The sequence below is a fragment of the Streptomyces sp. NPDC048411 genome, assembly GCF_040704695.1.
Taxonomy (GTDB): Bacteria; Actinomycetota; Actinomycetes; order Streptomycetales; family Streptomycetaceae; genus Streptomyces.
Genome location: NZ_JBEZKL010000050.1, coordinates 1 through 21,552 on the forward strand (window position 1 = coordinate 1; position 21,552 = coordinate 21,552).

The following is a 21,552-nucleotide window of genomic DNA, read 5'->3' on the forward strand; positions in this document are numbered from 1 at the left end:
GTCCCAGCGGTAGAGCGGAGTGGCGCGGCGGATGACCATACGGAGCGTGACGATCGTGGCGGAAAGTTAGAGGTAGAGGTCGACGACCTGGCTGCACTTCTCGGTGCAACGTCGGAGTTCGCCGTAGCCGTTCGTCCACGCGTGACTGCGCTCGACCACCCATCTCTTGCCGGCCTGGATCGGAGCGGGCACGCCCTTGCGGGCGATCTCGCCGGTGAAGCCGAGTTCCGACAGACCGCAGTGGTCGAGCCTGGGCCGCGGGCCTGCAGGCGGGGGTGCATCCGGTCCCAGGCGAAGGCGTCGGCCCGGCCATAGCGGGTGGTGTCACAGGTGGTTGCCTGGTCGGGGGCGTGCCAGGACTCCGGCTTGGCGAAAGTGAGGACACCGCCGTGCTTGCGGGGCTGCCCGCCTCGTCGCGTGGAGCGTCGCGGGCCGGCGTCACGGAGCATGACCCGGTCCGAACGCAGGCGGTCGACGAGTTCGACCGGGAGGTCGGCCAGGACGTAGGCCACGCGCGTCACGTCGTAGCCGGCGTCCATGACGATCAGGATGTCCGCCTGGCCCGGCCGCCAGTGGCCCGCGCGGATGAGTCGGGTGACGACCTCGCGGAGCTGATCAGCGGTCACCGCGGTGGCGTCGTCAGCCGGACCCAGCCGGATCGCGTCCAGGATCGCGGTCCACGACGTCCGTCCCGTTTCCAGTGCGGCACCGAAGGAGTAGGGCCAGCCGGGAATCATCTGTCGACACTGCGGCCTCGCTCGTAGACGTGGCGGAACAGCAGGTCCGGGCGCGTTGGAGCATCGGGCCGCAGTCAGTTGCTCACGTCCACCGCGAGCATGAGGCGCCCGTCGGCCGCCCGCGGCAACGGCGTGGTTCCTTCCGGCGGCTGGCGTCGCTGGATGTGGAAGCGCTGTGCGTCCCGCACGGCGAGCCGGTGTCCAAGGGCGCGAGCGAGGTGCTGCGGGCGGCAACTCCGGAGAATGACCGGGTGTGAGTCGAGCGCAGGTCAACCGATCGGCCATCATGGCTGACCTTGGGCTGCCATCGCCCACGCATCAGCGACCGGATCGTCTTCGACAAGATGTTGCAGCTCCTGCGATTCGGCTGCTCCTACCAGGCGATCGCCGAGAGTGGATTGCCGCCGGGGCGGCCGAGGCTCTGCGCTTGGCGACGCTGGCCGCCTACGATCGCATGGTCGGGCTGAGGCTGGAACACCTGTCGGCCGATGGCTGCATCACCAAGTCCCCAACTGGAGGCGGGTGCGCGGGCAAGAGCCCGGTGGACCGGGCCAAGCAGGGCATCAAGCGTTCCCAGCTAACCGACGGATACGGTATACCCCTGGTCACCGAGCCGGCGCCCGCAAATACGCCCGACCGCACCCTGCTGCCCGCCACTCTAGACCAACTCACCCTGTTGCAGACGACAATCGGACCGTTGCCGCCCAACCCCAGGCTGAGCCTGGATGCGGGCTACGACTACCGCGTCGTCCACGATGACCTGGCCTCCCGGAAGGTAGTCGCCCAGATCGCCGAACGAGGCGCCAAGACGCCCATCCAGGCCAACAACCGCTGGGTGGTGGAGCGCACGAACTCGTGGATGATCAACTTCGGCAAGCTTCGCCGCTGCACTGAACGCCGCCGGCGATGCGTGGCATTCTTCCTCGCCCTGGCCGCCGCCGTCATCACCGTCCGCAGCCTGATCCGCCGCGCTTGGTTCACTCACCGCTGGCATACCCGCCCCCGCAGCTACCGCATCCGATAGTCTCGCCCCCCGTCCTCCAAGGGGGCCTATGGACACGATCGGCAGCGGGACTCCACGATGGGGCGCATGCTGAGCACCCTCTTCGCCTTTCTCGGCGCCTGCACCCTGATCGCTGCCTCGCCGGGCCCGAGCACGATGCTGATCATCCGACAGTCCCTGCGCAGCCGGCGTGCCGGTTTCCTCACAGTGCTGGGCAACGAGACTGGCGTCTTCATCTGGGGTGTCATTGCGGCACTCGGGCTCACCGCACTGCTCGCGGCCTCCCAGTTGGCGTACGACATCATGCGGATCGCCGGTGCCGTGACTCTGGTCGGCTTCGGTATCAAGACGCTGCTGGACGCCCGTGGCGAGCAGGGAAAAGAGGAGAGCCAGGATGCACAGGCAGTGCACTCGGGCTGGGCTTCGTACCGCTCGGGCCTGCTGCTGAACCTCGCCAACCCCAAGGCCGCAGTGTTCGCAATGTCCTTCCTGCCACAGTTCGTGCCCGCAGGCGCCCCTCATCTGCCCACCATGATCGGACTGGCGGCCATCTGGGCCGTCTTCGAGGTCGGCTACTACGGACTATACGTATGGTTCGTCGGCCGAATGAAGAAGATCATCTCCCGAGCCAAGGTACGCCAGCGCCTCGAGCGGGTCTCCGGCACTGTGCTGGTCCTTCTTGGTGTTCGGATGGCTATCGAGAGCTGACGACGGCTGACGCCATGGTCAAGTCTGACCAGACCGCCGAGGCGTAACGTGCTCAACCGTTCTTCCTGCCACTACCTACTGGCGGAGACTCTAAGCTAAGAGCGGCTCCATAGTGGCGCAGGATCCGGTGGACTCCCCGCTGGACCGTTTGCAGTCCGGCTGGCCCGCCCCGGGCATCCAGCGGTCGCATCAGACTTCACCGCACATCCAACCGCCACGAGCACCAACCTGGCGAACCAATGAGGTCAGAGCACTAGATGGAACGTGCCGTACGGATTGATGTTCGACCAGAACATGGCAGTCAGCCCGCGCCGGTCCTCCGCGCTCAACTTCTCCGCCGACTGCGGTTCGGCGAGGACCCGCCGCAGCAGCAGGGTGTTGATGTGGACGAGACCGCTCTGGAGCAGGTGCAGGGCGAGCATCGAGGTCTCGACCCGCGTCGGGCCCGGCGGCTCGATCCGGGCGACGCGGCACCGCACCAGCAGAGCCTCCCGTTGACGGTCCTCAACCAGCTCGACCGGACAAACCTCCGCCGCCAGCCACGCGGTCAGCCGCTCCTCATCCGCGAGCGTCGACGGCCAGAACCCAAGCACCTCGCGGATCTGCTTCCGGTGCCGCTTCGCTCCAGCCAGGTCGTACTTCGCGAGCTCAGCCGTCGGCACCTTCACCAGCTCTGCGACGTATTCGACCGCAGGCTGCGGGAACTCCTCGATGAACTCCGGGAACCGGCCCTCGATCTCGAAGAACCTGAGCATGAGGCGGAAGCCGAGCCGGGTTGGCCCGGTCTTGTTCGCCACCAGGTCCCGGTCGCCGTCCACCAGGGTCCAGCACGCCACCACGTCTTCCGGCGACCACTCCTGACGCACGCGCGCCCCTTGTCGTCGACCTGTCGGGGATTCACCGAGCGGCCCAACGAGGCGCACGGCGGCAGGGAAACGGACGTCTTGCCCCGCAGAAATCTACCGGTGGGTTACTTGTTCCCTGGTGTCCGAGCTAGGACTACGGGGCCTCCAAGGCGTGCCCGGTCGTCGCGTCGACATGCTCGGGTACGTTGTCGTGCCGGTCGCCCACCGTCGACGTACCGGACGGCTCGAACAGCAGCAGCGAGGCGCCGTCCGCCGAGAACGGCTTGTGCCAGGTGGAGCGCGGGACGACGAACACCGCGTCCCGGTCGAGCGTGACCGTGCGCTCGCCGCCGTCCTCACGCAGGGCGATGTCCAGTGTGCCGTCGAGGACGAGGAAGAACTCGTCGGTGTCGTCATGGACGTGCCAGACATGGTCGCCCCGCACCTTCGCGACCCGTACGTCGTAGTCGTTGACGCGGGTCACGATCCGCGGGCTCCACAGGGTCTCGAACGTCGTGAGGGCCTCGCTCAGCAGGATGGGGTCCGGGCCGGCCTTCGTCGTGTCATCGCTCATGATCCCCATCCTCGGCGCTGGGCCCCACGAAGGGGGAGTGCTAGGCACGGAATGGGGCGCAAGAATCTTCGCATCGGGTCGTGATGATCGTCTCGGTCGGTTCCGCCCCCTTCGAGATGAGCGTAGCCACCGAACTCTTCGGCAACGCTACCCGAGCTGCCCGTGCCCTGGTACGACTTCGAGTCCCGCGCCGGGACCCCGACCGTGCGGATGCACCACGGTTTCTTCCAGCTCGGCGGGGTCGCCGGACTCGAGGTCACCCGCGTCGGCAGACTCGGTACGGCGACGAACCTGCCCGCCCAGTTGCGCCGCCGTACCGGGCTCACCCCCACCGAGTACCGGCGCAGGTTCACCCTGAAGTACTGACCCGCCCGCCACAGGTCACAATGGACGCATGTCCCGACGCAGCACACGCCCCCGGCAGCCCAACGCCGCGAGCACCCGGAACGCCCCGGTGACCGCGATCACTCCGGCTTCGCCGTGCCCGTGCGGCCTGCCCGCCACGTACGCCGACTGCTGCGGACGACTGCACGCCGGGACTGCCGCCGCGCCGACCTGCGAGGCGCTGATGCGTTCGCGGTACGCCGCCTTCGTCGTCCGGGACGCGGCGTACCTCCTCCGCACCTGGCACCTGGACACCCGGCCGCCCGTGGTCGACTTCGATTCCGGAATGCGCTGGGTGCGCCTGGAGATCCTGGAGACGACGGACGGCAGCGCGTTCCACACCACGGGCACGGTCACCTTTCGCGCCCACTACATGGACCACGGCCGACCGGACTCGCTCCATGAGAAGAGCCGGTTCGTCCGGCACGAGGGCGCCTGGGTCTACGCGACGGCGGTCTTCATCGACTGACCGCTGCTCGTGCCCGGCTCAGTTGAAGACGGACACCTACGCGCGGTGGAGCGCCGGCTTCTCGGCCTCGTCCACCTGCGCCACCGCGAGATCCGCGTACGACAGATGTGCCGACGGAGTCTCGGGCACGCCCTCACCGCCGATCCGGTAGCGCCCCGTCCTGCCCTCGTCTGAGCCCAGCAGTGCGGGCGGTGTGAGCATCAGCCAGTGAGGCGGCGCGTCGCACAACGAGGCTGCCGTGAGTGGCTGGTCGTGGTGCCGTCTGCGGGCGGAGGCGCCGTGGCTGACCGACGACGGTCGTCACTGGTTCGCCGTGCTGCTGCAGCAGGCGCGGACGAGTTCGACCTGTGGGCGGCCCCGCGGCCGGTGGGTGTCTCGGCTCGTGGATGGGCTCCGTACGGCTACGCGCTCGGCGCGGGGTCGGTAATACCCGTACGTGGACAACGAGGTCGTCCGCGCCGCCCTGATGCAAACGCTTGACCTTCCCACTGTGTGAGGCCTTGCACTGGAAGGCGTGCCGTTCCCCACGACATCGGACTCCTGCCCGCGCCCGCTCCCTCGCAAGCCCTGCCGACCCCGCCCCGTGGGTGACCGAGCTCCACAAGCCGTCACCACACCTGGATGACCACTCGGCGGCGCAGCCGCAATCGATGCCCTGGCGTCACAGGTTGCCCGGGGACTCGCACCGGGCAACCGCGCACTGCTGGAGGCGTTCGGCGTCCGCCTCGGCGCGCGGCGACTCATCGACGCAGCCACATGCCTGAGCACACTGGGCATGACCAAGGCCGCGAACCTCGCCGCCGAACAGGCGCGGATCGTGGGAGGCCTGCAGCTTCCGCTCACCGTTGGAGACGATCTGGCGCTGGAGACAGGGCTACGAACGCTTGCTCCCACCTACGAATCCCTGCGGGAGGCGCTCGCAGCAGCCGTCGAGAACGGCGCCCCCAGCTGATCAAAGTGTGAACCTTGAGCCCGCGGGTCAGCACTCAGCCAGCGCTGCCCCCAGGTCGACTTGTCAGGATGGATGTGCGCGTCGACCCGTGAGGGCAGCGCGAGTGCGCCGCCACCTTCGACGACGTGAACATGTTCTGGCCGGTTCGTGGGATCGATGGCAGCGATCCGGCCATCGGTCACGAGAAGGTCGCGAAAGGCGCCGCCGTACGGGCCCGTGCCAGCGACCGCGCCGTCCACCGCGTGCGCCACGACCGGTTCGACCGGCTCCACCTCGCACGTGCGCGGCAGCCGCGTCCGTGTCCACCACCGCAGCCCCAGCAGGGCCGGTACCAGCAGTGCCACCGCCGCCACCGCGAAGCCCCGCACCACCGCTTCGGGCCGCGGCGCGATCAGCGTCACCAGCGCGCCGACACCGCTCGCGGCCCCCAGCGCGAGCGTCGGTGCCAGCCACTGCCTGGCCATCGTCAGCGGATTGCGTCGCCCGCGCAGCAGCAGCCACAGCACCGCCCACAGCAGCACGGTGGCCAGCAACAGGCACACTCCCGCGCGGACGACGTCCTCGATCCCGCCCCTACGGCACCGGTTGTCCTCGCAGTAGGGCGTCACCGCGACCGCCTTGCCCGACTCCGGTGCCGGCGAACGCCGACCGTTGACGACCAGCAGAAGTTGCTTGAATTTTCACGCAACAGGTACGCTTGGGTAACGCTTGAAAGTTCAACTTCCGCTCCCTCTGGAAGGGCACGTGTAAAAAATGACCTCCATCCTGCGCACCACCCGCCCCTCCTCCGGCTCCCGCCCGGAGGGCCCCTCCCTGTACGCCTACGATGTCGGGTTGCTGATCCTGCGCCTGGTCCTCGGCCTGACGGTGGCGGCTCACGGCGCGCAGAAACTCTTCGGCTGGTTCGGTGGCGGCGGGCTTGAAGGCGTTGGTCAGTTCTTCACCATGAGTGGCTATCCTTCCGGCGAAACCATGGCGCTGATTGCCGGACTCAGTGAAGTCCTCGGCGGACTCGGCCTTGTGCTCGGGCTGCTCACGCCACTCGCGGGCGCGGCCGTGCTCGGCACAATGATCAACGCGCTCGCAGTCAAGTGGGGCGGCGGCTTCTTCGCCCCGACGGGTGTCGAGTATGAACTCCTGCTGTCCGCAGGTGCGGCCGGGCTGGCCCTCACCGGGCCGGGCAGGTTCGCCGTCGACCGTCTTCTCCCCGGGCTGCGGGCCCATCGGCTTGCATACGGCGTCGCGGCCTTGGTGCTTGCCGCCGTGACCGCTTCTCTCGTGCTGCTCATCCGTAACTGACCACAGTTGCTCGCTGCGGACTTCGCCATCTCACTCACCGCCGACAACAACCGGCCTCGGCGGACCGGCCGGGCGCTGCTCGGCCCCACCATCTGAAGGGACAGCATTCGTGAGCACTACTCCTGCGACACCGACCCACGGCACTGACACGGGAGGCGCGTCGTGAGCCGTTTCGACACGCCTGTCGTGGTGACCCGAGGAGACGCGGAGGGGCCGCTGGTCGTTCTGTTGCACGGCCGCGGCTCGCGTGAGACCGAGATCATCGGGCTGGCGGACGCTCTGCCCCGTGGTCTTTCCTACGCGGCGGTTCGCGCCCCTATCGCTGAACACGGCGGCTTTGCCTGGTTTGCCAACCGTGGTATCGGCCGACCCGTCGCGGAGTCACTGCGGGCCACCATGGACTGGTTCCGGCTGTGGCTCGACGGCGTCGCCCCGCCGGGCCGCCCGGTCATTCTCATCGGCTTCAGCGGCGGAGCCGCCTTCGCGGGAGGTCTTTTGCTGGACGATCCCGCACGGTTCGCCGGTGCGGCGATCCTGTACGGAACGTTGCCGTTCGAGGCCGGAGTGCCCACCGATGCCGCACGGCTCGCCGGAGTGCCCGTCTTCGTCGCGCAAGGCGATCACGACCAGGTCATTCCTCGCGAACTGCTCGACCGGACCTGGCGTTACCTGACCGTCGAGTCGGGGGCACCTGCGACCTCCCGGCGTGACCAGGTTGGCCATGCAATCGCCCGTGACGCGCTGGCCGCCCTGGCAGGCTGGCTGGTCGAGCGGGCAGCCTTCCTCGCCCTGCAGGGCGGGCCGGTACCTGCGCCGGCTCATGGGGAAACGTTGCCCGGGGACCTTCCGGACCGGGCCGGTCCGCGTCCCGACGTCAGTACGACGATTCCCCACCAGTAACGTACCGACAACGCTGTCGAGGTGCGGGAAAGCTGTTCGCCCGGCTGAGCGCGCCACCCGGCGTACACAGCCGTCAGTCGGACGAAGACGCTGAGGCAGCCCCGGGGGCGGTCCGGTCTCGGCGTAATCGCCGCCCGTGTCGTGACCTGGAGCCCATTCCTCGACCCACTCCGTGCGGGCGCCGGAGACGGTCCGGGCCCGCATGTGGGGGACGGCCGGCCAGATCAGCGCAGCAGCGCCCGTACCGACGTCTTCATCCGGGCCACGAAGGCCTCCCGCACCTCGTCCGTCACCCGGTCCAGCGAAAGATACGGATTGAGATCCTCCAGCTCGACGAGCAGCAGCTCACCGTCCGCCGCCCGGCACGCGTCGACGCGCTGGATGCCGTGTGCGAGGTCGTTCCACTCCACGAACCGGCGGGCGAAGTCCAGATCCGCTGCCGTCGGCTCGTACGGCTCCAGCACCCAGCGCTGCTCAGGGTGCGGTGCGTAGAGCGCGTACTGGAAGTCGCGGTCGATGAAGAAGAAGGACACCTCGTAGCGGAAGTCGATCCTAGGCTGGACGAGCACGGTGCCGTCCGGCTCGGCGCCCACCTCGGCCGCGAGCTCGTCCGGCGTGACGAAGCGCAGCCCGACGGAGTCCGCGCCCAGCTTCGGCTTGATCACATACTCGGCCGCCCCGGGCAGCAGCCCCAGATCGCCCGCCCGGTCCACGGTCGCGATCACCGGGTACTTCGCGGCGCTCAAATCGACCAGATACTGCTTGCCCGCCATGTCACCGCGCCCGGTCAGCGGGTTGTACACCGGCACCTTGCGCTCGCGGGCGTGGGCGCAGAACGCGTCGTACGCCTCCTGGTAGTGCAGCACCGGACCGCTGTTGCGGACAACGACGGCGTCGAAGCCGTCGAGCAGCGCGGCCGCGTCGCGCGGATGACAGAGCGCTACATCGAATTCCTCGCGCAGCCGCGAGGTGAGAAAGATGTCCTCGTCGCAGTAGCGGCGGCCGCGCGCCTGGTACGCGAGGTCGGTGACGAAGAGGACGGACGGGCGCGGACCGGCAGGCACGAGGTTCTCCCAGGGGGTGTAGGGGGGCGGACGGTGGATCAATAACCTTGATGGCGTTGCCCGTTCACCACGTCGGAGCGTCCTGACCTCTGCCCCACAGGAGTCGCACGTGTCGCCACTGCCCGACATTCTCTCGCCTGCCCTCGCCGCCGGCCCCTACGGGGTCTACCGGCTTCCAGTCCGGTTCACCCCGGCCTCCGGCTGTCCGGAGCGACCGTCAGCCGATGCGCGAACAGACGTCGTCCGTGGACCCGTGGAACATGTTCAGCGTCCTGTACCCGGTGGAGCTGATGGCGAGGGTGTAGATGCCGTCGATGCGGTATTCGCCGCGTGGCAGATTGCCGTTGTTCTCACCCACGCCGACGAGCACCGGCCCGACCACGTGCCAGAGTTGCGAGCGGTCGGTGTGGAAGTCGATGATCGCGCTGCCACCGGCATCGGCGTCGTAGTAGGCGCCGGTGTCGGTGTTGGTGACCCGGATGACCAGATCGCCCCTGTACGCGATCTTCGAGGGGGTTCCGTCCGGACGGCGGTCCAGTACCTTCTGCACGACCTCGTCGACGATCGGTTCGGTGTGGACGGGGAAGTCGCAGCGGGCTCCGGCCGCGTAGTCGTACGGTCGGGTGGGGGTGGCGGGCTCCCAGCCGTCCTTCCCGGGTGCTGCGGTCTCGGCGGAGGCGGGCGCGGCACTCAGCAGTGCCGAGGCAATTACTGTGACAACTGTCAGCGAGGAAAGGGTGGTTGGTCGCATGGAATCTTCCTGCGGGGGCATGCGTGTGATGGTGTGGCCGACGTCGCCCCCCCGTGCGCCGGTCACGCGTGATCGTATGGTTTCGCGTCTCACCCGGCCACCCCCAACGGCATCTTGATCGGCGCTGACGGGCGGCCGGGGCGCTCGCCGAGCCCCTCACGCCGCTGCGTACCCTCCTTGGCCGATGCCTCAGCCGGAGCCGCGCAGTTCAGCCGTCTCGACATCGGCCGGACCGCGGCCGCCCACCCCACCAGCAGCCCGGTGTCGGGCCTCACTCTCCGGCAACAGCGATCCGCAAGCCCGCAGTGTGCGCATCCAGCCGCCTCTGAACCGGGTGGAATCGGGGGCGACACAGGCGCATCGTCCGGCTTCGCGCCCGGCGTTCGCGGGCGCCGTCGTAAGGGGCCGCGGTGGTCGTCGCGGAGACATCGGAGCCGGCCTGCGGTTCGGAGACGCAAGAGGCAGCGACCGTCGGGTCGGATGCGGGTGAGTCACCAGGAGCTGCCGGGGCGCACCGCCAGCCGGGGGTGGTGGGCGGCCAGGACCTTGTTGGCCTGCGCCAGTTCGGACAGGGCCTGCTCGCGATCCGCCTGGTCCTCGATGCAGAGCCGCGGGCCGCGGAACCTGCGGACCTCGCGGGCGGCGCACTCGGCGTCGAACTCTGCCTGCATGATGTGCGGCGGGATGCAGGACCCGATCAGTTCGGCGACCCGGTCCGGGATCGGTACGGGGACGAGGAGGTGCGAGGCGGTCATCGGGGTTCCTTCTCGGACGGTTGACCAGGAGGTGGTGCTCGACGGCCGCCGGATGGGCGGTCGCCTCCTCCTTATGTAACGGGAAGCAGTTCCGGGTCTCTCACGGAGAACGTCTCCGTCTGGCAACCGTTTGAGAGTGACCGGGTATTTCTCCTTACTCGTAAGTAAGTTGACTTCGTGTGAGGTACGTGCAGCATCGCGCGGTGGACGGTCCCCTGCCAGTGGGCCTCGTGCCTGAACCAAGAGCAGTGACAAGCAGGGCCGAGTTCGACGCGGCGCTGCCGGCCCGGGCCCGAAACCGGCCACACGGCAGCCGGGGCAAAGCGCGCAAGCCGCGGAGAACATAGGCGCCTACTGGCACAGGAGTGATCTACAGCTGGAGTATGAGGAAGCTTGAAGCTTCCGAGTGAACCCTCTATGCGCTGATCCACCAGGGATTACGGGACAGCCCCTTCGGCGCCGACAGGGCCGGATCCGGTTGTGAGTAATCCGCCTACGTCGGAGGAGCCGCATCAAGAGCGGTGACCGTATCCCGTTCGAGGGTTCCTGCACTGTCAGCCAGTAGCCGGGCCCCTCGGCACGAAGAGAACTAAGGTGGTATACGGGTCATCTAGGAACGCCCCCGGAGGGGCCATGCGCCGACACCGCACCACCCATGCCGACAGCGCCCAGGAAGCCCTGCTCACCCTTGGGCGTCTTGTCGACCAGGCGCTGGAGCGGCTCAGGATCCAGCAGGCGCGTGCGGAACTGGCCGAGGCGTTGCAGCGCCATCTGCTCCCGCGCCAGCTTCCGCAGCTGCCTCACCTGGCCATCGCGGCCCGTTACACCCCTTCGAATGACGGTCTCGATGTCGGGGGCGACTGGTACGACGCCTTTCCGATGACGAACGGGGCGGTCGGGATCGCCATCGGTGACGCGCAGGGTCACGACGTGGAAGCCATTGCCTTCATGGGCCAGGCCCGCACCAGCCTGAGGGCCCTCGCCTGCGCCACGACCGATCCGGGCGAGGTGCTGACCCGCGCCAATGATCTGCTCATTTCCATGGGCTGCGGCCTTTTCGCGACCTGCTGCTTTCTGACCTTCGACCCGCTCAGCGGCGCGCTCGCCATATCCCGCGCAGGCCACATCCCGATGGTCTGGGCCACGTCCGCCGGTCACTCCGGCATCATCCTCGACAGCGGCGGTCCGCCTCTCGGCATACTCCCCGGTGAGATCTATCCGGTGACGCGACGATGGCTGACGGAGCCGGGATCGTTGGTCATGGTCACCGATGGGGTGGTGGAAGGACCGGCCTGCCCGATCGAGAAGGGGCTGGAGGAGGTGGTACGGCTGGTCTGCAGTGGTTACGACGGCGACCCCGACGACCTGGCTCGTGAAGTGGTGAAGGTGGCCGATCTGACGGGCCACTGCGACGATGCCGCAGTCCTCGTCGTCCGATACGCCGGCCTGCCCGGCGCGGGGTAGCCATGGCCCGCGCTGCCTGCTCCGCGCTGCAACGACCGAGGTGGCTCCCGGCCCGTCCTGGCCGGTAGAGCCCTTCCAGGTGGTGTCTGATGACTGCCGTGGTGACCAATCCGGAGCTTCGGCGCAAGGGCGCCACAACTCTCCTGGTCCTCGCTCTCGCAGCCGCCTACTACGGGGCCGCCCGGCTGGGTCTCCTCGAACAATTGGTGCGCGGCCAGGTCACGCCGCTCTGGCCCGCTACCGGCATTGCCCTGGCCGGTCTGCTCGTCTTCGGGCTCCGTGTCTGGCCGGGCATTGCGATCGGGGCCTTTCTTGTGAACCTGGCCATCGGACCGACGGGTCTGTCTGTTCTGCTCATTGCCGTGGGAAACACGCTCGCATCGGTTTGCTCCTACCTGCTGCTGCAGCGTGCGGGGTTTCACAACGATCTGGACCGGCTGCGCGACGCGCTGGCGCTGGTCTTCATCGGCGCCTTGGGCGGGACGCTCATCAGTGCGAGCGTGGGCAGCAGTGTGCTGGTGCTCTCCGGCACCGTGCCCGCAGGAGATTTCTGGCCCACGTGGTCGGTGTGGTGGACGGGCGACGCCACGGGCGTGCTGGTCGTCGCACCGTTTCTGCTCGTCCTTCGCGAGGCGCGGTGGCCACGCGGTGTGGCACCCCGGCGGTGGGCCGAAGCGGCGGCTCTGTTCCTCGGCACCCTTACGGTCACGCTGCTGGTGACGGGCAGCAGCGCCTCCCTGCTCTTCCTTGTCTTCCCGTTCCTCATCTGGGCCGCGTTCCGATTCGAGCGCGCCGGCGCCGCGTCGTCTGCGCTCGGAGTCTCCATGCTGGCGATTCTGGCCGCCACTCGCGGGGCCGGTCCGTTCGCCCATAAGGAGCTCATCATCAACATGGTCACGCTCCAGGCCTTCAACGGCGCCACAGCGCTGACCGCGCTGCTGCTCGCGGCGGTCATCACCGAGCGGAACCGCACCCACGACGAGATCAATCGGCTCTGCGAGCGGCTCACCGACATAGTGGCGGCCATGTCGGACCACCCGGTCACCGACCAGTGGCTGACGTCCGACGACCCCGACGACGCGGACGGCCACGCCGACGAACGCTAGGGGTGCCCGACCGGCACCCTCTCCGTACGCGCCCCGATGGACATCAGGCCGAGCAGCTCACCGGGGATCTGCACGGAGTCGGCGACGAGCGCGCCGCCCGGAGGCGAGACACCCCGGCCCGGGCGACGACCCCTGTGCCACCCCGTCGGGCGCGACATCAGCGGGCTGACAGCACCTCGGCCAGGTCGTACCGCACCACTTCTTCCAGCTGCGCGTAGGTACAGCTCCCGGGGGTGCGGTCGGGCCGCCACCGGCGAAACTGGGCGGTGTGCCGGAACCGGTTGCCCTCCATGTGGTCGTAACCGACTTCGCACACCCGGTCCGGACGCAGCGCCACCCATGACTGGTCCTTCTTCCCGGACCAGCGGCTCGGTGTACCGGGCAGCCGGGCGGTCTCGTGGGCGGCGGCATCCGCCCACGTCGCCCACGGATGGTCGGCGAACTCCGTCCGCAACGGGTCCAGCTCGGCGACCAGCTCCTCGCGTCGCTTCATCGAGAACGCCGCGCAGACTCCGACGTGCTGCAGGACGCCTTCGCAGTCGTAGAGGCCGAGCAGTATCGAGCCGACGACCGGGCCGCTCTTGTGGAAGCGGTATCCCGCCACCACACAGTCGGCGGTCCGCTCGTGCTTGATCTTGTACATGACGCGGACGTCCGGGCGGTACGGCAGATCCAGCGGCTTGGCGACGACACCGTCGAGCCCGGCACCCTCGTACCGTTCGAACCACGCCTGGGCGACCGCCGGGTCGGTGGTCGCGGGGGCGAGATGGACGGGGGGCGAGGCACCGGACAGCGCCGCTTCCAGGACGGCTCGGCGGTCCGCCTGTCGGGTGGAGAGCAGCGAGTCGTCGCCCACCGCGAGGATGTCTAAGGCGACCAGACTGGCCGGGGTCTTCTCGGCGAGCAGCCGCACCCGTGAATCGGCCGGATGGATACGTTCGCTGAGCCGGTCGAAGTCCAGTTTCCCGTCGTACGCGACGACGATCTCGCCGTCGATCACACAGCGCGGCGGCAGATTCTCCCGGACCGCCGTGACCAGCTCGGGGAAGTACCGGGTGAGCGGCTTGCCGGTGCGGCTGCCGATCACCACCTCGTCGCCGTCGCGGTGCACGATCGCCCGGAAGCCGTCCCATTTGGCCTCGTACTGCATGCCCGGCGGGATTCGGGACACGGACTTGGCGAGCATCGGCTTCACGGGTGGCATCACCGGCAGGTCCATGGGCCGATTCTTGCTCGGATACCTTGATGTGGCTCCCGATATGCGGCATATGGGAGCCCGGCCTACCGTGGCCCCCATGGGCGCAGCGGTGGAGCTGGATGCAGACGGACGGGCAGTACGCCTGTCCAACCCCGACAAGGTGTACTTCCCGGAGAAGGGCTACACGAAGAGGGACGTCGCCGAGTACTTCCTCTCTGTGGGCGCCGGGATCACGCGCGCCCTGCGCGACCGGCCGACCACACTCCAGCGCTTCGTCGACGGTGTCGACGGCGACTTCTTCTACCAGAAGCGCGCCCCGAAGAACCTCCCCGACTGGATTCCCACCGCCCGCATCGCCTTTCCCAGCGGCCGGCCGGCCGACGAGATCTGCCCCACCGAACTCGCCGCCGTCCTGTGGGCGGCCAACCTCGGTACGCTCACCTTCCACCCCTGGCCGGTGCGGAGAGCCGACACCGACCACCCGGACGAGCTCCGCATCGACCTCGACCCGCAGCCCGGCACGGACTACGCCGACGCCGTCACCGCCGCCCATGAGCTGCGCGCCGTCCTCGACGACCACGGTCTGCGCGGCTGGCCCAAGACCTCCGGCGACCGCGGCATCCACGTCTTCGTCCCCGTCGAACCCCGCTGGACCTTCACCGAGGTCCGTCGTGCGGCCATCGCGGCCGGCCGCGAACTCGAACGCCGGATGCCGGACCGGGTGACCACCGCGTGGTGGAAGGAGGAGCGCGGCGAACGCATCTTCGTCGACTTCAACCAGACCGCCCGCGACCGGACGATCGCCTCCGCCTACTCCGTGCGGCCCCGCCCCCACGCTCCGGTCTCCGCACCGCTGCGCTGGGACGAGATCGACGACGCCGAGCCGCAGGACTTCGACATCCGCACCATGCCGAAGCGGTACGCGGAGGTCGGCGACGTGCACGCGGACATGGACGACCACGCCTTCCGGCTCGACGGGCTGCTGGAACTGGCGGACCGGGACGAGCGGGAGCGCGGGCTCGGCGACATGCCCTACCCGCCGGAGTACCCGAAGATGCCCGGCGAACCCAAGCGGGTTCAGCCGAGCCGCGCCCGGCACGACGAGGACGCGGAGGCATGAGCGCGCCCGATCTGGAGCCCGTCACACCGCACGGGGAACACGCCCGCCCCCGGACCCGCGGTGCCAGCCGGTGGGCGGTGTTCAGGAAGTCCCCGTATCTGCCCGCCGTCGTGCTGATGTTCATCATCGCGGCGGCGGCCGGTCTCTTTGCCGGCTCCTACACGTATGCGATGGCCAATCCGACCCCGCGCAACATCCCGGCCGCCGCGGTCGGCGGACTCGGCACTCCGCGCGACCAGGTCTTCCTCGCCCGGCTGGAGGCCGCGCTCGACACCTCGCTGGTGCTGCACGAGTACGCCACCGAAGCCGAGGCCCGCACCGCGCTGGAGGAGCAGAAGGTCTTCGCCGTCCTGCGGTCCGCGAACGGCGGGGTCGCCATGGATGTCGCGAGCGCGTCCGGGGCCTCGGTCTCCCAACTGCTCGCCGAGTCCACGCTGAAGGTGGGGCAAGCGACCCATGTGCCGGTCAAGGTCACCGACGTGAAGCCCCTGCAGCGGGGCGATCCGCGTGGCCTCGCCCTCTTCTACATCTCGCTCGCCGCGGTGGTCGTCGGCTTCGTCGGCGCCATCCAGCTGAGCGTGCACGCCAAAGGGCTGAACCCGCTGGAGCGGATCGGTTTCACCGTGGCGTACGCGCTGCTCGGCGGTTTCACGATCGCCGCCGTGGTGGACTGGCTGCTCGGCTCCGTCGATCTGCCGTTTGTCCAGTCGTGGATGATCCTCACCTTCACGATGTTCACCACGGGCATGGTCTTCACCATGTTCAACACCCTGATGGGGCGCTGGGCGATGATCCCCACCTGGGGGCTGATGGTGCTGCTCGGCAACCCGTCCTCCGGCGGTGCGGTGTCCTGGCCGCTGCTGCCGTCGGTACTGGGCTTCATCGGCCGCTGGCTCCCACCAGGCGCTTCGGTCAACGCCCAGCACGCCGCCGTCTACTACCAGGGGCACCAGCGGATCTTCCCGTACCTGGTGCTCGCCGGCTGGTCGCTGGTCTCCTGCACGGTGTTCTGGGTATGGCGCCACCGGCACCCCGGAGGCCGTGACCACATGCCTCAGCATGCGGCCATGGCATCCTGACCTTCTCCGAGCGGTTAAGAGGAGCTCACAAAATGGGCGCCCGGCCGACGTACGCGCCGTCGGCGTTCCGATCGCCGTCGACCTTCGCCGATGTCCCCGGTGCGGTGGTGTCCGCATCGCCACCGCCCTTGGTCACCGTCGGAATGCCCTGCATCGCCTGATGCCCCGGCATGGTGCAGTGGTAGAAGTACCGGCCGGGTGTGAGGGTGACCTCGACCCTGTGCCTGCCGCCCTGGTCGTCACCGGGGTTGGCGAGGATGTTCAGTTGTACGTCGTTGTTGAACTCCGGGTCCGAGACGCTGAACGTCAGCGGGTGCGCGGCATGTGGTCACCCACCTCTCTTTGGTCACTGCAACAGCATGGAGTCACTGCAACAGCCGATGAAGCTGGACCTCTTTTCGCGACTCGCCCATGGCTATGTCAGCAGTGGCGCGAAATTTGTCCTTAGTGTGAAGAAACGAAGATCCCCGGGCTGGGGTATGGCCGCCCGGGAGCCACCTGTGCCCCGAAGGTCTGCGCAAGTCTCCGTAACATCCGCCTAGCAGTGGGGAGTTCGACATGGATCGAAGGAGCTTCAACCGCCGGTTCCTGGTGGGTGGCGGGGTCGCGGCGGTGACCGGTGTGACATCGTTGTCGCTCGGATCGATCGAGGCCAACTCGGCGGAGCCACCGCCGAGGACCGCCCCGGCGGGAGGCGTGATCCGTCATCTCAAGCTGTACGCCGAGAAAACGGCGGACGGTCGGATGGGGTACGGCCTGGAGAAGGGCAAGGCGACGGTCCCCGGGCCGCTCATCGAGATCAACGAGGGCGACACCCTGCACATCGAGTTCGAGAACACGATGGATGTGGCGGCCGGCCTGCACGTGCACGGCGTCGACTACGACATCGCGAGCGACGGCACCCGGATGAACAACAGCATCGTCGAGCCGGGCGGCACGCGTACGTACACCTGGCGCACCCACGCGCCGGGCCGCCGGAAGGACGGTACGTGGCGGCCCGGCAGCGCAGGCTACTGGCACTACCACGACCATGTCGTCGGGACGGACCATGGCACGGGCGGCATCCGCAAGGGTCTGTACGGCCCCGTGGTCGTCCGGCGCAAGGGCGACTTCCTGCCGGACAAGACCATCACGATTGTCTTCAACGACATGACGATCAACAACAGACCGGCCCATGAGAGCCCCAACTTCGAGGCCACCGAGGGCGACCGGCTCGAAGTGGTCATGATCACGCACGGCGATTACTACCACACGTTCCACATTCACGGTCACCGCTGGGCGGACAACCGCACCGGGCTGCTCGCCGGGCCCGACGATCCGAGCCGCGTCATCGACACGAAGATCGTCGGCCCGGCGGACTCCTTCGGCTTCCAGGTCATCGCGGGCGAACACGTGGGCGCGGGTGCCTGGATGTACCACTGCCATGTGCAGAGCCACTCCGACATGGGTATGGCCGGACTGTTGCTGGTCGCCAAGGCGGACGGCACGGTCCCGGGCTACGACCCCCATGCCATGCGTGACATGAAGGCCGACCCGCCGATGAACGACAAGGCGATGACCGACAAGACCTGAGGCCGACGGACCGAGGCCGACAGAATCCGGTCAGGGTTCCGTCGGCCCCGCCGCCAGGCGCAGCTGTTCCTCCTCGACGATGCGCCTGGCCAGGCTCCCGTCCGACACATCCACGGCGTCCGGTGTCGTCTCGGCGACGTCGCTGCGCCGCGCGTACGCGTCGAACAGCCGCTCCTTGCGGGCCAGGATGTCCAGCATCCGCTGGTCGACGCTGTCCGTCGCGAGCAGCCGGTGCACCTGGACCGTGCGTATCTGTCCCATCCGGTGGGCGCGGGCCACGGCCTGGTGCTCCATCGTCGGCTTGATCTGCGGCTCGCAGATGATGACAACCGACGCGGCCTGCATGTTCAGCCCGACGCCCCCGGCCTGGATCTGGCTCAGCAGGACGGCGTGGCCGTCCACCGTGCTGAACTCGTCGATCAGCCCCTGCCGCCGGGCGGCCGGGACATTGCCGGAGACCGGCCCGAACACCCCGTTGCCCAGGGCCTCCCGGACCGTGGTGAGTACCTCGTGGAAGTAGGAGAACACGACCACCTTGAGCCCATTGCCGGCGGCCTCCGTGACCAGCTCGCGCAGCCGGTTCAGCTTCGCGGAGGTCTCCGGGCGGGCGTACGCGGCCCGGCGCATCCGCATGAACTGTCCGGCGGCGACCGCCTCCCGGTAGGCGTCGAGATCCGCCTCGCTGAACTCCTCCCACTCGTCGACCTGCACCAGCGCCGGAAGTTCGGTCAGCACGTCCTCCTGGTTGCGGCGGAGATAGGCGGGTGCGACGGCGCGGCGGAAGGCGTGCGAGCCGGCGGCTCCATGGGTGGTCCTGATCGACGGTGCCAGTTCGGGCTGGAGATGGCGGACCAGGCTGCGGAACTCCTCGACCCGGTTCTCCATCGGCGTACCGGTCAGGAACAGCACCCGTTCGGTGCGCCCCGCCCAGCCGGAGACCGCGCGTGAGCGGCGGGTGGCGGGGTTCTTGACGTAGTGCGCCTCGTCGACGACCAGCATGCCGGGCCGCTTCCCCCCGTCCCGGGCGGCCGGGAGGGTGTGCAGGGCGTCGAAGGTGGTGAGGGCGACCCCGCCGCGCTCGCGCCAGTCGGCGAACGCCTCCTGTCGCTCGGGGCCGTGCACCGGCAGCACCCGCAGAGTGGACCGGGCCCGGAGCTCCCGCACCCAGTTGATCAGCACACTCGCCGGGCAGACCACCAGGAAGTGCGTCTCGCCCATCGCCGAGAGGTGCGCGAGCGCGGCGATCGCCTGCACGGTCTTCCCGAGCCCCATCTCGTCGCCGAGGATCACCCGCTTCTGTGCGAGGGCGAAGCGGGCACCGAACGACTGGTAGCCCCGCAGGGAGACCCGCAGATGCGCATCGTCGAGCCGCAGCCCGCGCACCCGGTCGGCGATCCTCGACGGAAGGAACCCTTCGGCGGCGTCCCGGTCGGGCCGCGTGCCCGACATCTCGGCGAGCAGGCTGTAGTACTCGGCGGACCGCAGCTCGAAGCCGACCCATGCCGCGAGGTCCGACTCCGGATCCCGCAGCAGATCGACCGACACCTGCCCGAACAGCAGCGGAAGCCCGCGCCCCGTCGCCTCCGTGACCACGGTCCGGACAGAGGCGACGGCAGTGAGCGCCGCCGTACGGGCCTGCCGCCGGGCGAACAGCATGCGCAACCGCCCGCGGGCCGGTCCGGCCTCGGTGAGCAGCGGCTCCAGCCGCCCGACGAGCCGGCGGGCCGCGTCCACGGCCCGCCGGACGTCCGGACCGGCCTCGACCAGTCGGTGCAACGCCATGACCAGGGCGGTCGTGGACTCGTCCGGCGCCTGCACGTCGATCCGGACGGCGACCGTGTCGCGGACCGCGTGCGCGATCTGGCCTGCGGCGGCGAGCGCCTGATCGGCCGTCTGCGCACCGACGCCGGGGATCTGGCGGAGCTCGTACCGATTGGCCTCATGGACCTGACCGACCGTCGTGTAGCCGGCCTGTTCGACCGCGCCGAGGCGCAACCGGCCCTCGGTGACGTCCTTGAGCCGGGAGACGGGGATCGCGGCCAGCTCACGGTGGATCAGGGAGTCGAGGATCGGGGCGAGAGCGGCGTGTATGGCGTCGGTCGCGCGGGTGTGGTCGGCCAGCACGGCGCGCGCCGCGTCGAGCAGCCGTTCGGCTTCTGCGATCAGCTCCCGGGCTGCCTTCCCCGTCGGCGCCCCGGTGTCCCTTGCCCCGGTACCGGTCTCCCCGGCCTCTGTCATGTACGTACCTCTGTCCGCGCAGCCCCGCTGCCGCCTTGCCCGGCAGCTGCCCGAGTGAGACATATCGTGCCATGGGCCGCAGACAGTGCGGGCCCGGCGGAGCGAGAGCCCCGGTTCACGGTCAGGACGCGGGCGGACGGCGCTCGGCCGGGGACAGCAGCAGGACCTCCAGCGCCCTGGCGCGGGGCCGCGCCCGCGCCAGGAACCACTCGGTGCGCGCATGCGTGATCACCTCGGGCGTCGCCCGTACCACCAGGGCGAACCGCGCAGGACCGGCGGCCTCCAGCACCGGCGCCGGCCAACGTTCGTACGCCGCATGCCGACTCTCCGTCGTTGAGCGCGTAGGCGTCTCCTGGACCCCTTCTGATCCCGGGGCGGGGCGGGCTGCGGCGGTACTACTCACCGAGAAGGGCGGAGGCGAGCGCGCTGACTTCGGCGGGCTCGTACCTCTCGACGCCGTTGCGACGCAGGGCATTCTGGGACCGCGCTGTCTGCCGTACTTCGAGGTCGACGACTGCGACGCCACGGTCGCGGACGTGGAGCGGCTGGGCGGAAAGCTGACGCTGGAGCCGATGGAGATGGAAGGCGTGGGCCAGTTCGCCAACGTCGCGGATCCGTACGGTGCGCAGTTCGCCGTGATCAAGAGCTCGGACGCGCCGGAAAGCTGACCGAAGGGCGTACGGCCCCGCATTGATGCGGCGTTGAGCAGTCGTTTATCGCGACCGGGCACTGTGTGCGCCATGCTGATCAACACCGTGACCGACCCCGCACTCGCCTGGCAGGAGACGGCGCTCTGTGCGCAAGCGGGACCCGAGTTCTTCTTCCCTGCCCCCGGCAGCTCCACACGTGAGGCGAAGCAGCTGTGCAACGCCTGCGAGGGCCGGGTGGCCTGCCTGGAGTACGCCCTCGACAACGACGAACGGTTCGGCGTCTGGGGCGGACTTTCGGAGAAGGAGCGGGAACGGCTGCGCAGAGTTGAGCGCGACCGGGCCTGAAATTCCCCTGTACGTCCCAGGGTTCGGCCCTCCGTAGTCCTGAGTCCGTATCTCCAGGAAGCCGAGGGCCACACCCATGCGCCCACCGTCGCCGTCGTCGAGCAGGCGGCCGAAATAATTCGTGAGGACGCACGGGTGACAGATGGTTAGGATCTCCCTCATGCCCGGACGTAGCGCAGAGGCAGGCGCACCGCCTTGCCAAGGCGGGTACGCCGGTTCGAATCCGGCCGTCCTGGCAGGTCGCCTCCTCGGGGTCCCGTAGCGCAGAGGCAGTCGCGTCTGCATGGCATGCGGGAGGACGCCGGTTCGAATCCGGCCGGGACCACGAGGGGGCGGTGC

The 21,552-nt window shown here is 68.9% G+C and carries 21 protein-coding genes, 2 tRNA genes and 6 pseudogenes; 15 read left to right on the forward strand and 14 right to left on the reverse strand.

Going from position 1 to position 21,552, the window contains the following annotated elements:
• Together AB0915_RS19210 and AB0915_RS19215 are read right to left on the reverse strand one after the other, a co-directional pair.
• A pseudogene (locus tag AB0915_RS19210) lies at positions 1–228 on the reverse strand (IS5/IS1182 family transposase); the annotation flags it as partial.
• A 38-nt stretch (positions 229–266) separates the two neighbouring features.
• Positions 267–868: pseudogene (locus AB0915_RS19215) on the reverse strand (transposase); the annotation flags it as partial.
• On the opposite strand from AB0915_RS19215, the gene AB0915_RS19220 reads away from it, so the two are divergent.
• The 3 genes and pseudogenes from AB0915_RS19220 (at position 767) to AB0915_RS19230 (ending at position 2,448) form a co-directional block, all read left to right on the forward strand.
• Complete coding sequence (locus tag AB0915_RS19220) at positions 767–994, forward strand: hypothetical protein (protein ID WP_366692259.1); 228 nt, start codon at positions 767–769, stop codon at positions 992–994. The pseudogene AB0915_RS19215 and the gene AB0915_RS19220 overlap by 102 nt on opposite strands.
• A 39-nt stretch (positions 995–1,033) precedes the next feature.
• Positions 1,034–1,761: pseudogene (locus tag AB0915_RS19225) on the forward strand (transposase); the annotation flags it as partial.
• Positions 1,762–1,827: 66 nt separating this feature from the next.
• Positions 1,828–2,448 (forward strand): LysE family translocator, encoded by a 621-nt coding sequence (locus AB0915_RS19230; RefSeq protein WP_366692218.1) that lies wholly within the window; start codon positions 1,828–1,830, stop codon positions 2,446–2,448.
• Between the two features lie 245 nt (positions 2,449–2,693).
• Here AB0915_RS19230 and AB0915_RS19235 read toward each other — a convergent pair whose 3' ends face one another.
• Together AB0915_RS19235 and AB0915_RS19240 are read right to left on the reverse strand one after the other, a co-directional pair.
• Positions 2,694–3,371 (reverse strand): DUF4158 domain-containing protein, encoded by a 678-nt coding sequence (locus AB0915_RS19235; protein ID WP_366692219.1) that lies wholly within the window; start codon positions 3,369–3,371, stop codon positions 2,694–2,696.
• 76 nt (positions 3,372–3,447) lie between these two features.
• Positions 3,448–3,867 carry a cupin domain-containing protein gene (locus AB0915_RS19240; RefSeq protein ID WP_366692220.1) on the reverse strand — a complete coding sequence of 140 codons (420 nt, stop codon included), beginning with the start codon at positions 3,865–3,867 and terminating at the stop codon, positions 3,448–3,450.
• Positions 3,868–4,029: 162 nt separating this feature from the next.
• On the opposite strand from AB0915_RS19240, the gene AB0915_RS19245 reads away from it, so the two are divergent.
• Entirely contained in the window at positions 4,030–4,233 is a 204-nt protein-coding gene (locus AB0915_RS19245) for a hypothetical protein (RefSeq protein ID WP_366692221.1), read from the forward strand.
• Between the two features lie 28 nt (positions 4,234–4,261).
• Positions 4,262–4,720 (forward strand): YchJ family metal-binding protein, encoded by a 459-nt coding sequence (locus AB0915_RS19250; protein WP_366692222.1) that lies wholly within the window; start codon positions 4,262–4,264, stop codon positions 4,718–4,720.
• Between the two features lie 36 nt (positions 4,721–4,756).
• Here the strand turns inward: AB0915_RS19250 and AB0915_RS19255 are convergent, their stop codons facing one another.
• Positions 4,757–4,921 (reverse strand): hypothetical protein, encoded by a 165-nt coding sequence (locus AB0915_RS19255; protein ID WP_366692223.1) that lies wholly within the window; start codon positions 4,919–4,921, stop codon positions 4,757–4,759.
• 774 nt (positions 4,922–5,695) lie between these two features.
• Positions 5,696–5,923 (reverse strand): annotated as a pseudogene (locus tag AB0915_RS19260) (hypothetical protein); the annotation flags it as partial.
• 502 nt (positions 5,924–6,425) lie between these two features.
• Between AB0915_RS19260 and AB0915_RS19265 the strand changes: the two are divergent.
• Together AB0915_RS19265 and AB0915_RS19270 are read left to right on the forward strand one after the other, a co-directional pair.
• Positions 6,426–6,971, forward strand: coding sequence for a DoxX family protein (locus AB0915_RS19265; RefSeq protein ID WP_366692224.1), 546 nt, complete (start codon positions 6,426–6,428; stop codon positions 6,969–6,971).
• 162 nt (positions 6,972–7,133) lie between these two features.
• Complete coding sequence (locus AB0915_RS19270) at positions 7,134–7,871, forward strand: phospholipase (RefSeq protein WP_366692225.1); 738 nt, start codon at positions 7,134–7,136, stop codon at positions 7,869–7,871.
• Between the two features lie 224 nt (positions 7,872–8,095).
• Here the strand turns inward: AB0915_RS19270 and AB0915_RS19275 are convergent, their stop codons facing one another.
• The 3 genes from AB0915_RS19275 to AB0915_RS19285 all read right to left on the reverse strand — a co-directional run bounded on the left by AB0915_RS19275 (position 8,096) and on the right by AB0915_RS19285 (position 10,441).
• A complete protein-coding gene (locus AB0915_RS19275) occupies positions 8,096–8,935 on the reverse strand; it encodes a hypothetical protein (protein WP_366692226.1) in 840 nt (279 codons plus the stop codon).
• Between the two features lie 217 nt (positions 8,936–9,152).
• Complete coding sequence (locus tag AB0915_RS19280) at positions 9,153–9,686, reverse strand: hypothetical protein (protein WP_366692227.1); 534 nt, start codon at positions 9,684–9,686, stop codon at positions 9,153–9,155.
• Between the two features lie 491 nt (positions 9,687–10,177).
• Positions 10,178–10,441: a hypothetical protein gene (locus tag AB0915_RS19285; protein ID WP_366692228.1), complete on the reverse strand. Its 264-nt coding sequence runs from the start codon at positions 10,439–10,441 to the stop codon at positions 10,178–10,180.
• Positions 10,442–11,074: 633 nt separating this feature from the next.
• Here AB0915_RS19285 and AB0915_RS19290 point away from each other — a divergent pair.
• Together AB0915_RS19290 and AB0915_RS19295 are read left to right on the forward strand one after the other, a co-directional pair.
• Positions 11,075–11,905 (forward strand): PP2C family protein-serine/threonine phosphatase, encoded by an 831-nt coding sequence (locus AB0915_RS19290; RefSeq protein ID WP_366692229.1) that lies wholly within the window; start codon positions 11,075–11,077, stop codon positions 11,903–11,905.
• An 89-nt stretch (positions 11,906–11,994) separates the two neighbouring features.
• A complete protein-coding gene (locus AB0915_RS19295; RefSeq protein WP_366692230.1) occupies positions 11,995–13,011 on the forward strand; it encodes an MASE1 domain-containing protein in 1,017 nt (338 codons plus the stop codon).
• On the opposite strand, the gene AB0915_RS19300 is transcribed toward AB0915_RS19295, so the two are convergent.
• A complete protein-coding gene (locus tag AB0915_RS19300; protein WP_366692231.1) occupies positions 13,008–13,169 on the reverse strand; it encodes a hypothetical protein in 162 nt (53 codons plus the stop codon). The two genes, AB0915_RS19295 and AB0915_RS19300, sit on opposite strands and share 4 nt — an antisense overlap.
• Entirely contained in the window at positions 13,169–14,230 is a 1,062-nt protein-coding gene (locus AB0915_RS19305; RefSeq protein WP_366692232.1) for an ATP-dependent DNA ligase, read from the reverse strand. Before AB0915_RS19305 ends, AB0915_RS19300 begins: the two co-directional genes overlap by 1 nt.
• A 76-nt stretch (positions 14,231–14,306) precedes the next feature.
• Between AB0915_RS19305 and ligD the strand changes: the two genes are divergently transcribed.
• Positions 14,307–15,329, forward strand: a complete 1,023-nt coding sequence (gene ligD / locus AB0915_RS19310) for a non-homologous end-joining DNA ligase (protein WP_366692233.1) — start codon at positions 14,307–14,309, stop codon at positions 15,327–15,329.
• Positions 15,326–16,408, forward strand: coding sequence for an ABC transporter permease (locus AB0915_RS19315; RefSeq protein WP_366692234.1), 1,083 nt, complete (start codon positions 15,326–15,328; stop codon positions 16,406–16,408). Before ligD ends, AB0915_RS19315 begins: the two co-directional genes overlap by 4 nt.
• A 31-nt stretch (positions 16,409–16,439) precedes the next feature.
• On the opposite strand, the pseudogene AB0915_RS19320 reads toward AB0915_RS19315, so the two are convergent.
• A pseudogene (locus AB0915_RS19320) lies at positions 16,440–16,718 on the reverse strand (glycosyl hydrolase); the annotation flags it as partial.
• Between the two features lie 248 nt (positions 16,719–16,966).
• On the opposite strand from AB0915_RS19320, the gene AB0915_RS19325 reads away from it, so the two are divergent.
• On the forward strand, positions 16,967–17,980 hold the full coding sequence (locus AB0915_RS19325; RefSeq protein WP_366692235.1) for a multicopper oxidase domain-containing protein: 1,014 nt from the start codon (positions 16,967–16,969) through the stop codon (positions 17,978–17,980).
• A 30-nt stretch (positions 17,981–18,010) separates the two neighbouring features.
• Here AB0915_RS19325 and AB0915_RS19330 read toward each other — a convergent pair whose 3' ends face one another.
• Both AB0915_RS19330 and AB0915_RS19335 read right to left on the reverse strand, forming a co-directional pair.
• Positions 18,011–20,218: a DEAD/DEAH box helicase gene (locus AB0915_RS19330; protein ID WP_366692236.1), complete on the reverse strand. Its 2,208-nt coding sequence runs from the start codon at positions 20,216–20,218 to the stop codon at positions 18,011–18,013.
• A 121-nt stretch (positions 20,219–20,339) separates the two neighbouring features.
• Positions 20,340–20,568 (reverse strand): annotated as a pseudogene (locus tag AB0915_RS19335) (IclR family transcriptional regulator); the annotation flags it as partial.
• Positions 20,569–20,958: 390 nt separating this feature from the next.
• On the opposite strand from AB0915_RS19335, the gene AB0915_RS19340 reads away from it, so the two are divergent.
• The 3 genes from AB0915_RS19340 (at position 20,959) to AB0915_RS19350 (ending at position 21,538) form a co-directional block, all read left to right on the forward strand.
• Positions 20,959–21,213, forward strand: coding sequence for a WhiB family transcriptional regulator (locus AB0915_RS19340; RefSeq protein ID WP_327243128.1), 255 nt, complete (start codon positions 20,959–20,961; stop codon positions 21,211–21,213).
• A gap of 164 nt (positions 21,214–21,377) precedes the next feature.
• Positions 21,378–21,449 (forward strand) — tRNA-Gly (locus tag AB0915_RS19345).
• 16 nt (positions 21,450–21,465) lie between these two features.
• Positions 21,466–21,538: transfer RNA gene (locus AB0915_RS19350), tRNA-Ala, on the forward strand.
• The last annotated feature ends 14 nt before the right edge of the window (positions 21,539–21,552 follow it).

Coding starts and splice junctions, on each gene's coding strand:
- AB0915_RS19230 (WP_366692218.1), top strand. CDS start 1,828: ATGCTGAGCACCCTCTTCGCCTTTCTCGGCGCCTGCACCCTGATCGCT.
- AB0915_RS19240 (WP_366692220.1), bottom strand. CDS start 3,867: ATGAGCGATGACACGACGAAGGCCGGCCCGGACCCCATCCTGCTGAGC.
- AB0915_RS19250 (WP_366692222.1), top strand. CDS start 4,262: ATGTCCCGACGCAGCACACGCCCCCGGCAGCCCAACGCCGCGAGCACC.
- AB0915_RS19255 (WP_366692223.1), bottom strand. CDS start 4,921: ATGCTCACACCGCCCGCACTGCTGGGCTCAGACGAGGGCAGGACGGGG.
- AB0915_RS19265 (WP_366692224.1), top strand. CDS start 6,426: ATGACCTCCATCCTGCGCACCACCCGCCCCTCCTCCGGCTCCCGCCCG.
- AB0915_RS19280 (WP_366692227.1), bottom strand. CDS start 9,686: ATGCGACCAACCACCCTTTCCTCGCTGACAGTTGTCACAGTAATTGCC.
- AB0915_RS19285 (WP_366692228.1), bottom strand. CDS start 10,441: ATGACCGCCTCGCACCTCCTCGTCCCCGTACCGATCCCGGACCGGGTC.
- AB0915_RS19290 (WP_366692229.1), top strand. CDS start 11,075: ATGCGCCGACACCGCACCACCCATGCCGACAGCGCCCAGGAAGCCCTG.
- AB0915_RS19295 (WP_366692230.1), top strand. CDS start 11,995: ATGACTGCCGTGGTGACCAATCCGGAGCTTCGGCGCAAGGGCGCCACA.
- AB0915_RS19300 (WP_366692231.1), bottom strand. CDS start 13,169: ATGTCGCGCCCGACGGGGTGGCACAGGGGTCGTCGCCCGGGCCGGGGT.
- AB0915_RS19305 (WP_366692232.1), bottom strand. CDS start 14,230: ATGGACCTGCCGGTGATGCCACCCGTGAAGCCGATGCTCGCCAAGTCC.
- ligD (WP_366692233.1), top strand. CDS start 14,307: ATGGGCGCAGCGGTGGAGCTGGATGCAGACGGACGGGCAGTACGCCTG.
- AB0915_RS19315 (WP_366692234.1), top strand. CDS start 15,326: ATGAGCGCGCCCGATCTGGAGCCCGTCACACCGCACGGGGAACACGCC.
- AB0915_RS19325 (WP_366692235.1), top strand. CDS start 16,967: ATGGATCGAAGGAGCTTCAACCGCCGGTTCCTGGTGGGTGGCGGGGTC.
- AB0915_RS19330 (WP_366692236.1), bottom strand. CDS start 20,218: ATGACAGAGGCCGGGGAGACCGGTACCGGGGCAAGGGACACCGGGGCG.
- AB0915_RS19340 (WP_327243128.1), top strand. CDS start 20,959: ATGCTGATCAACACCGTGACCGACCCCGCACTCGCCTGGCAGGAGACG.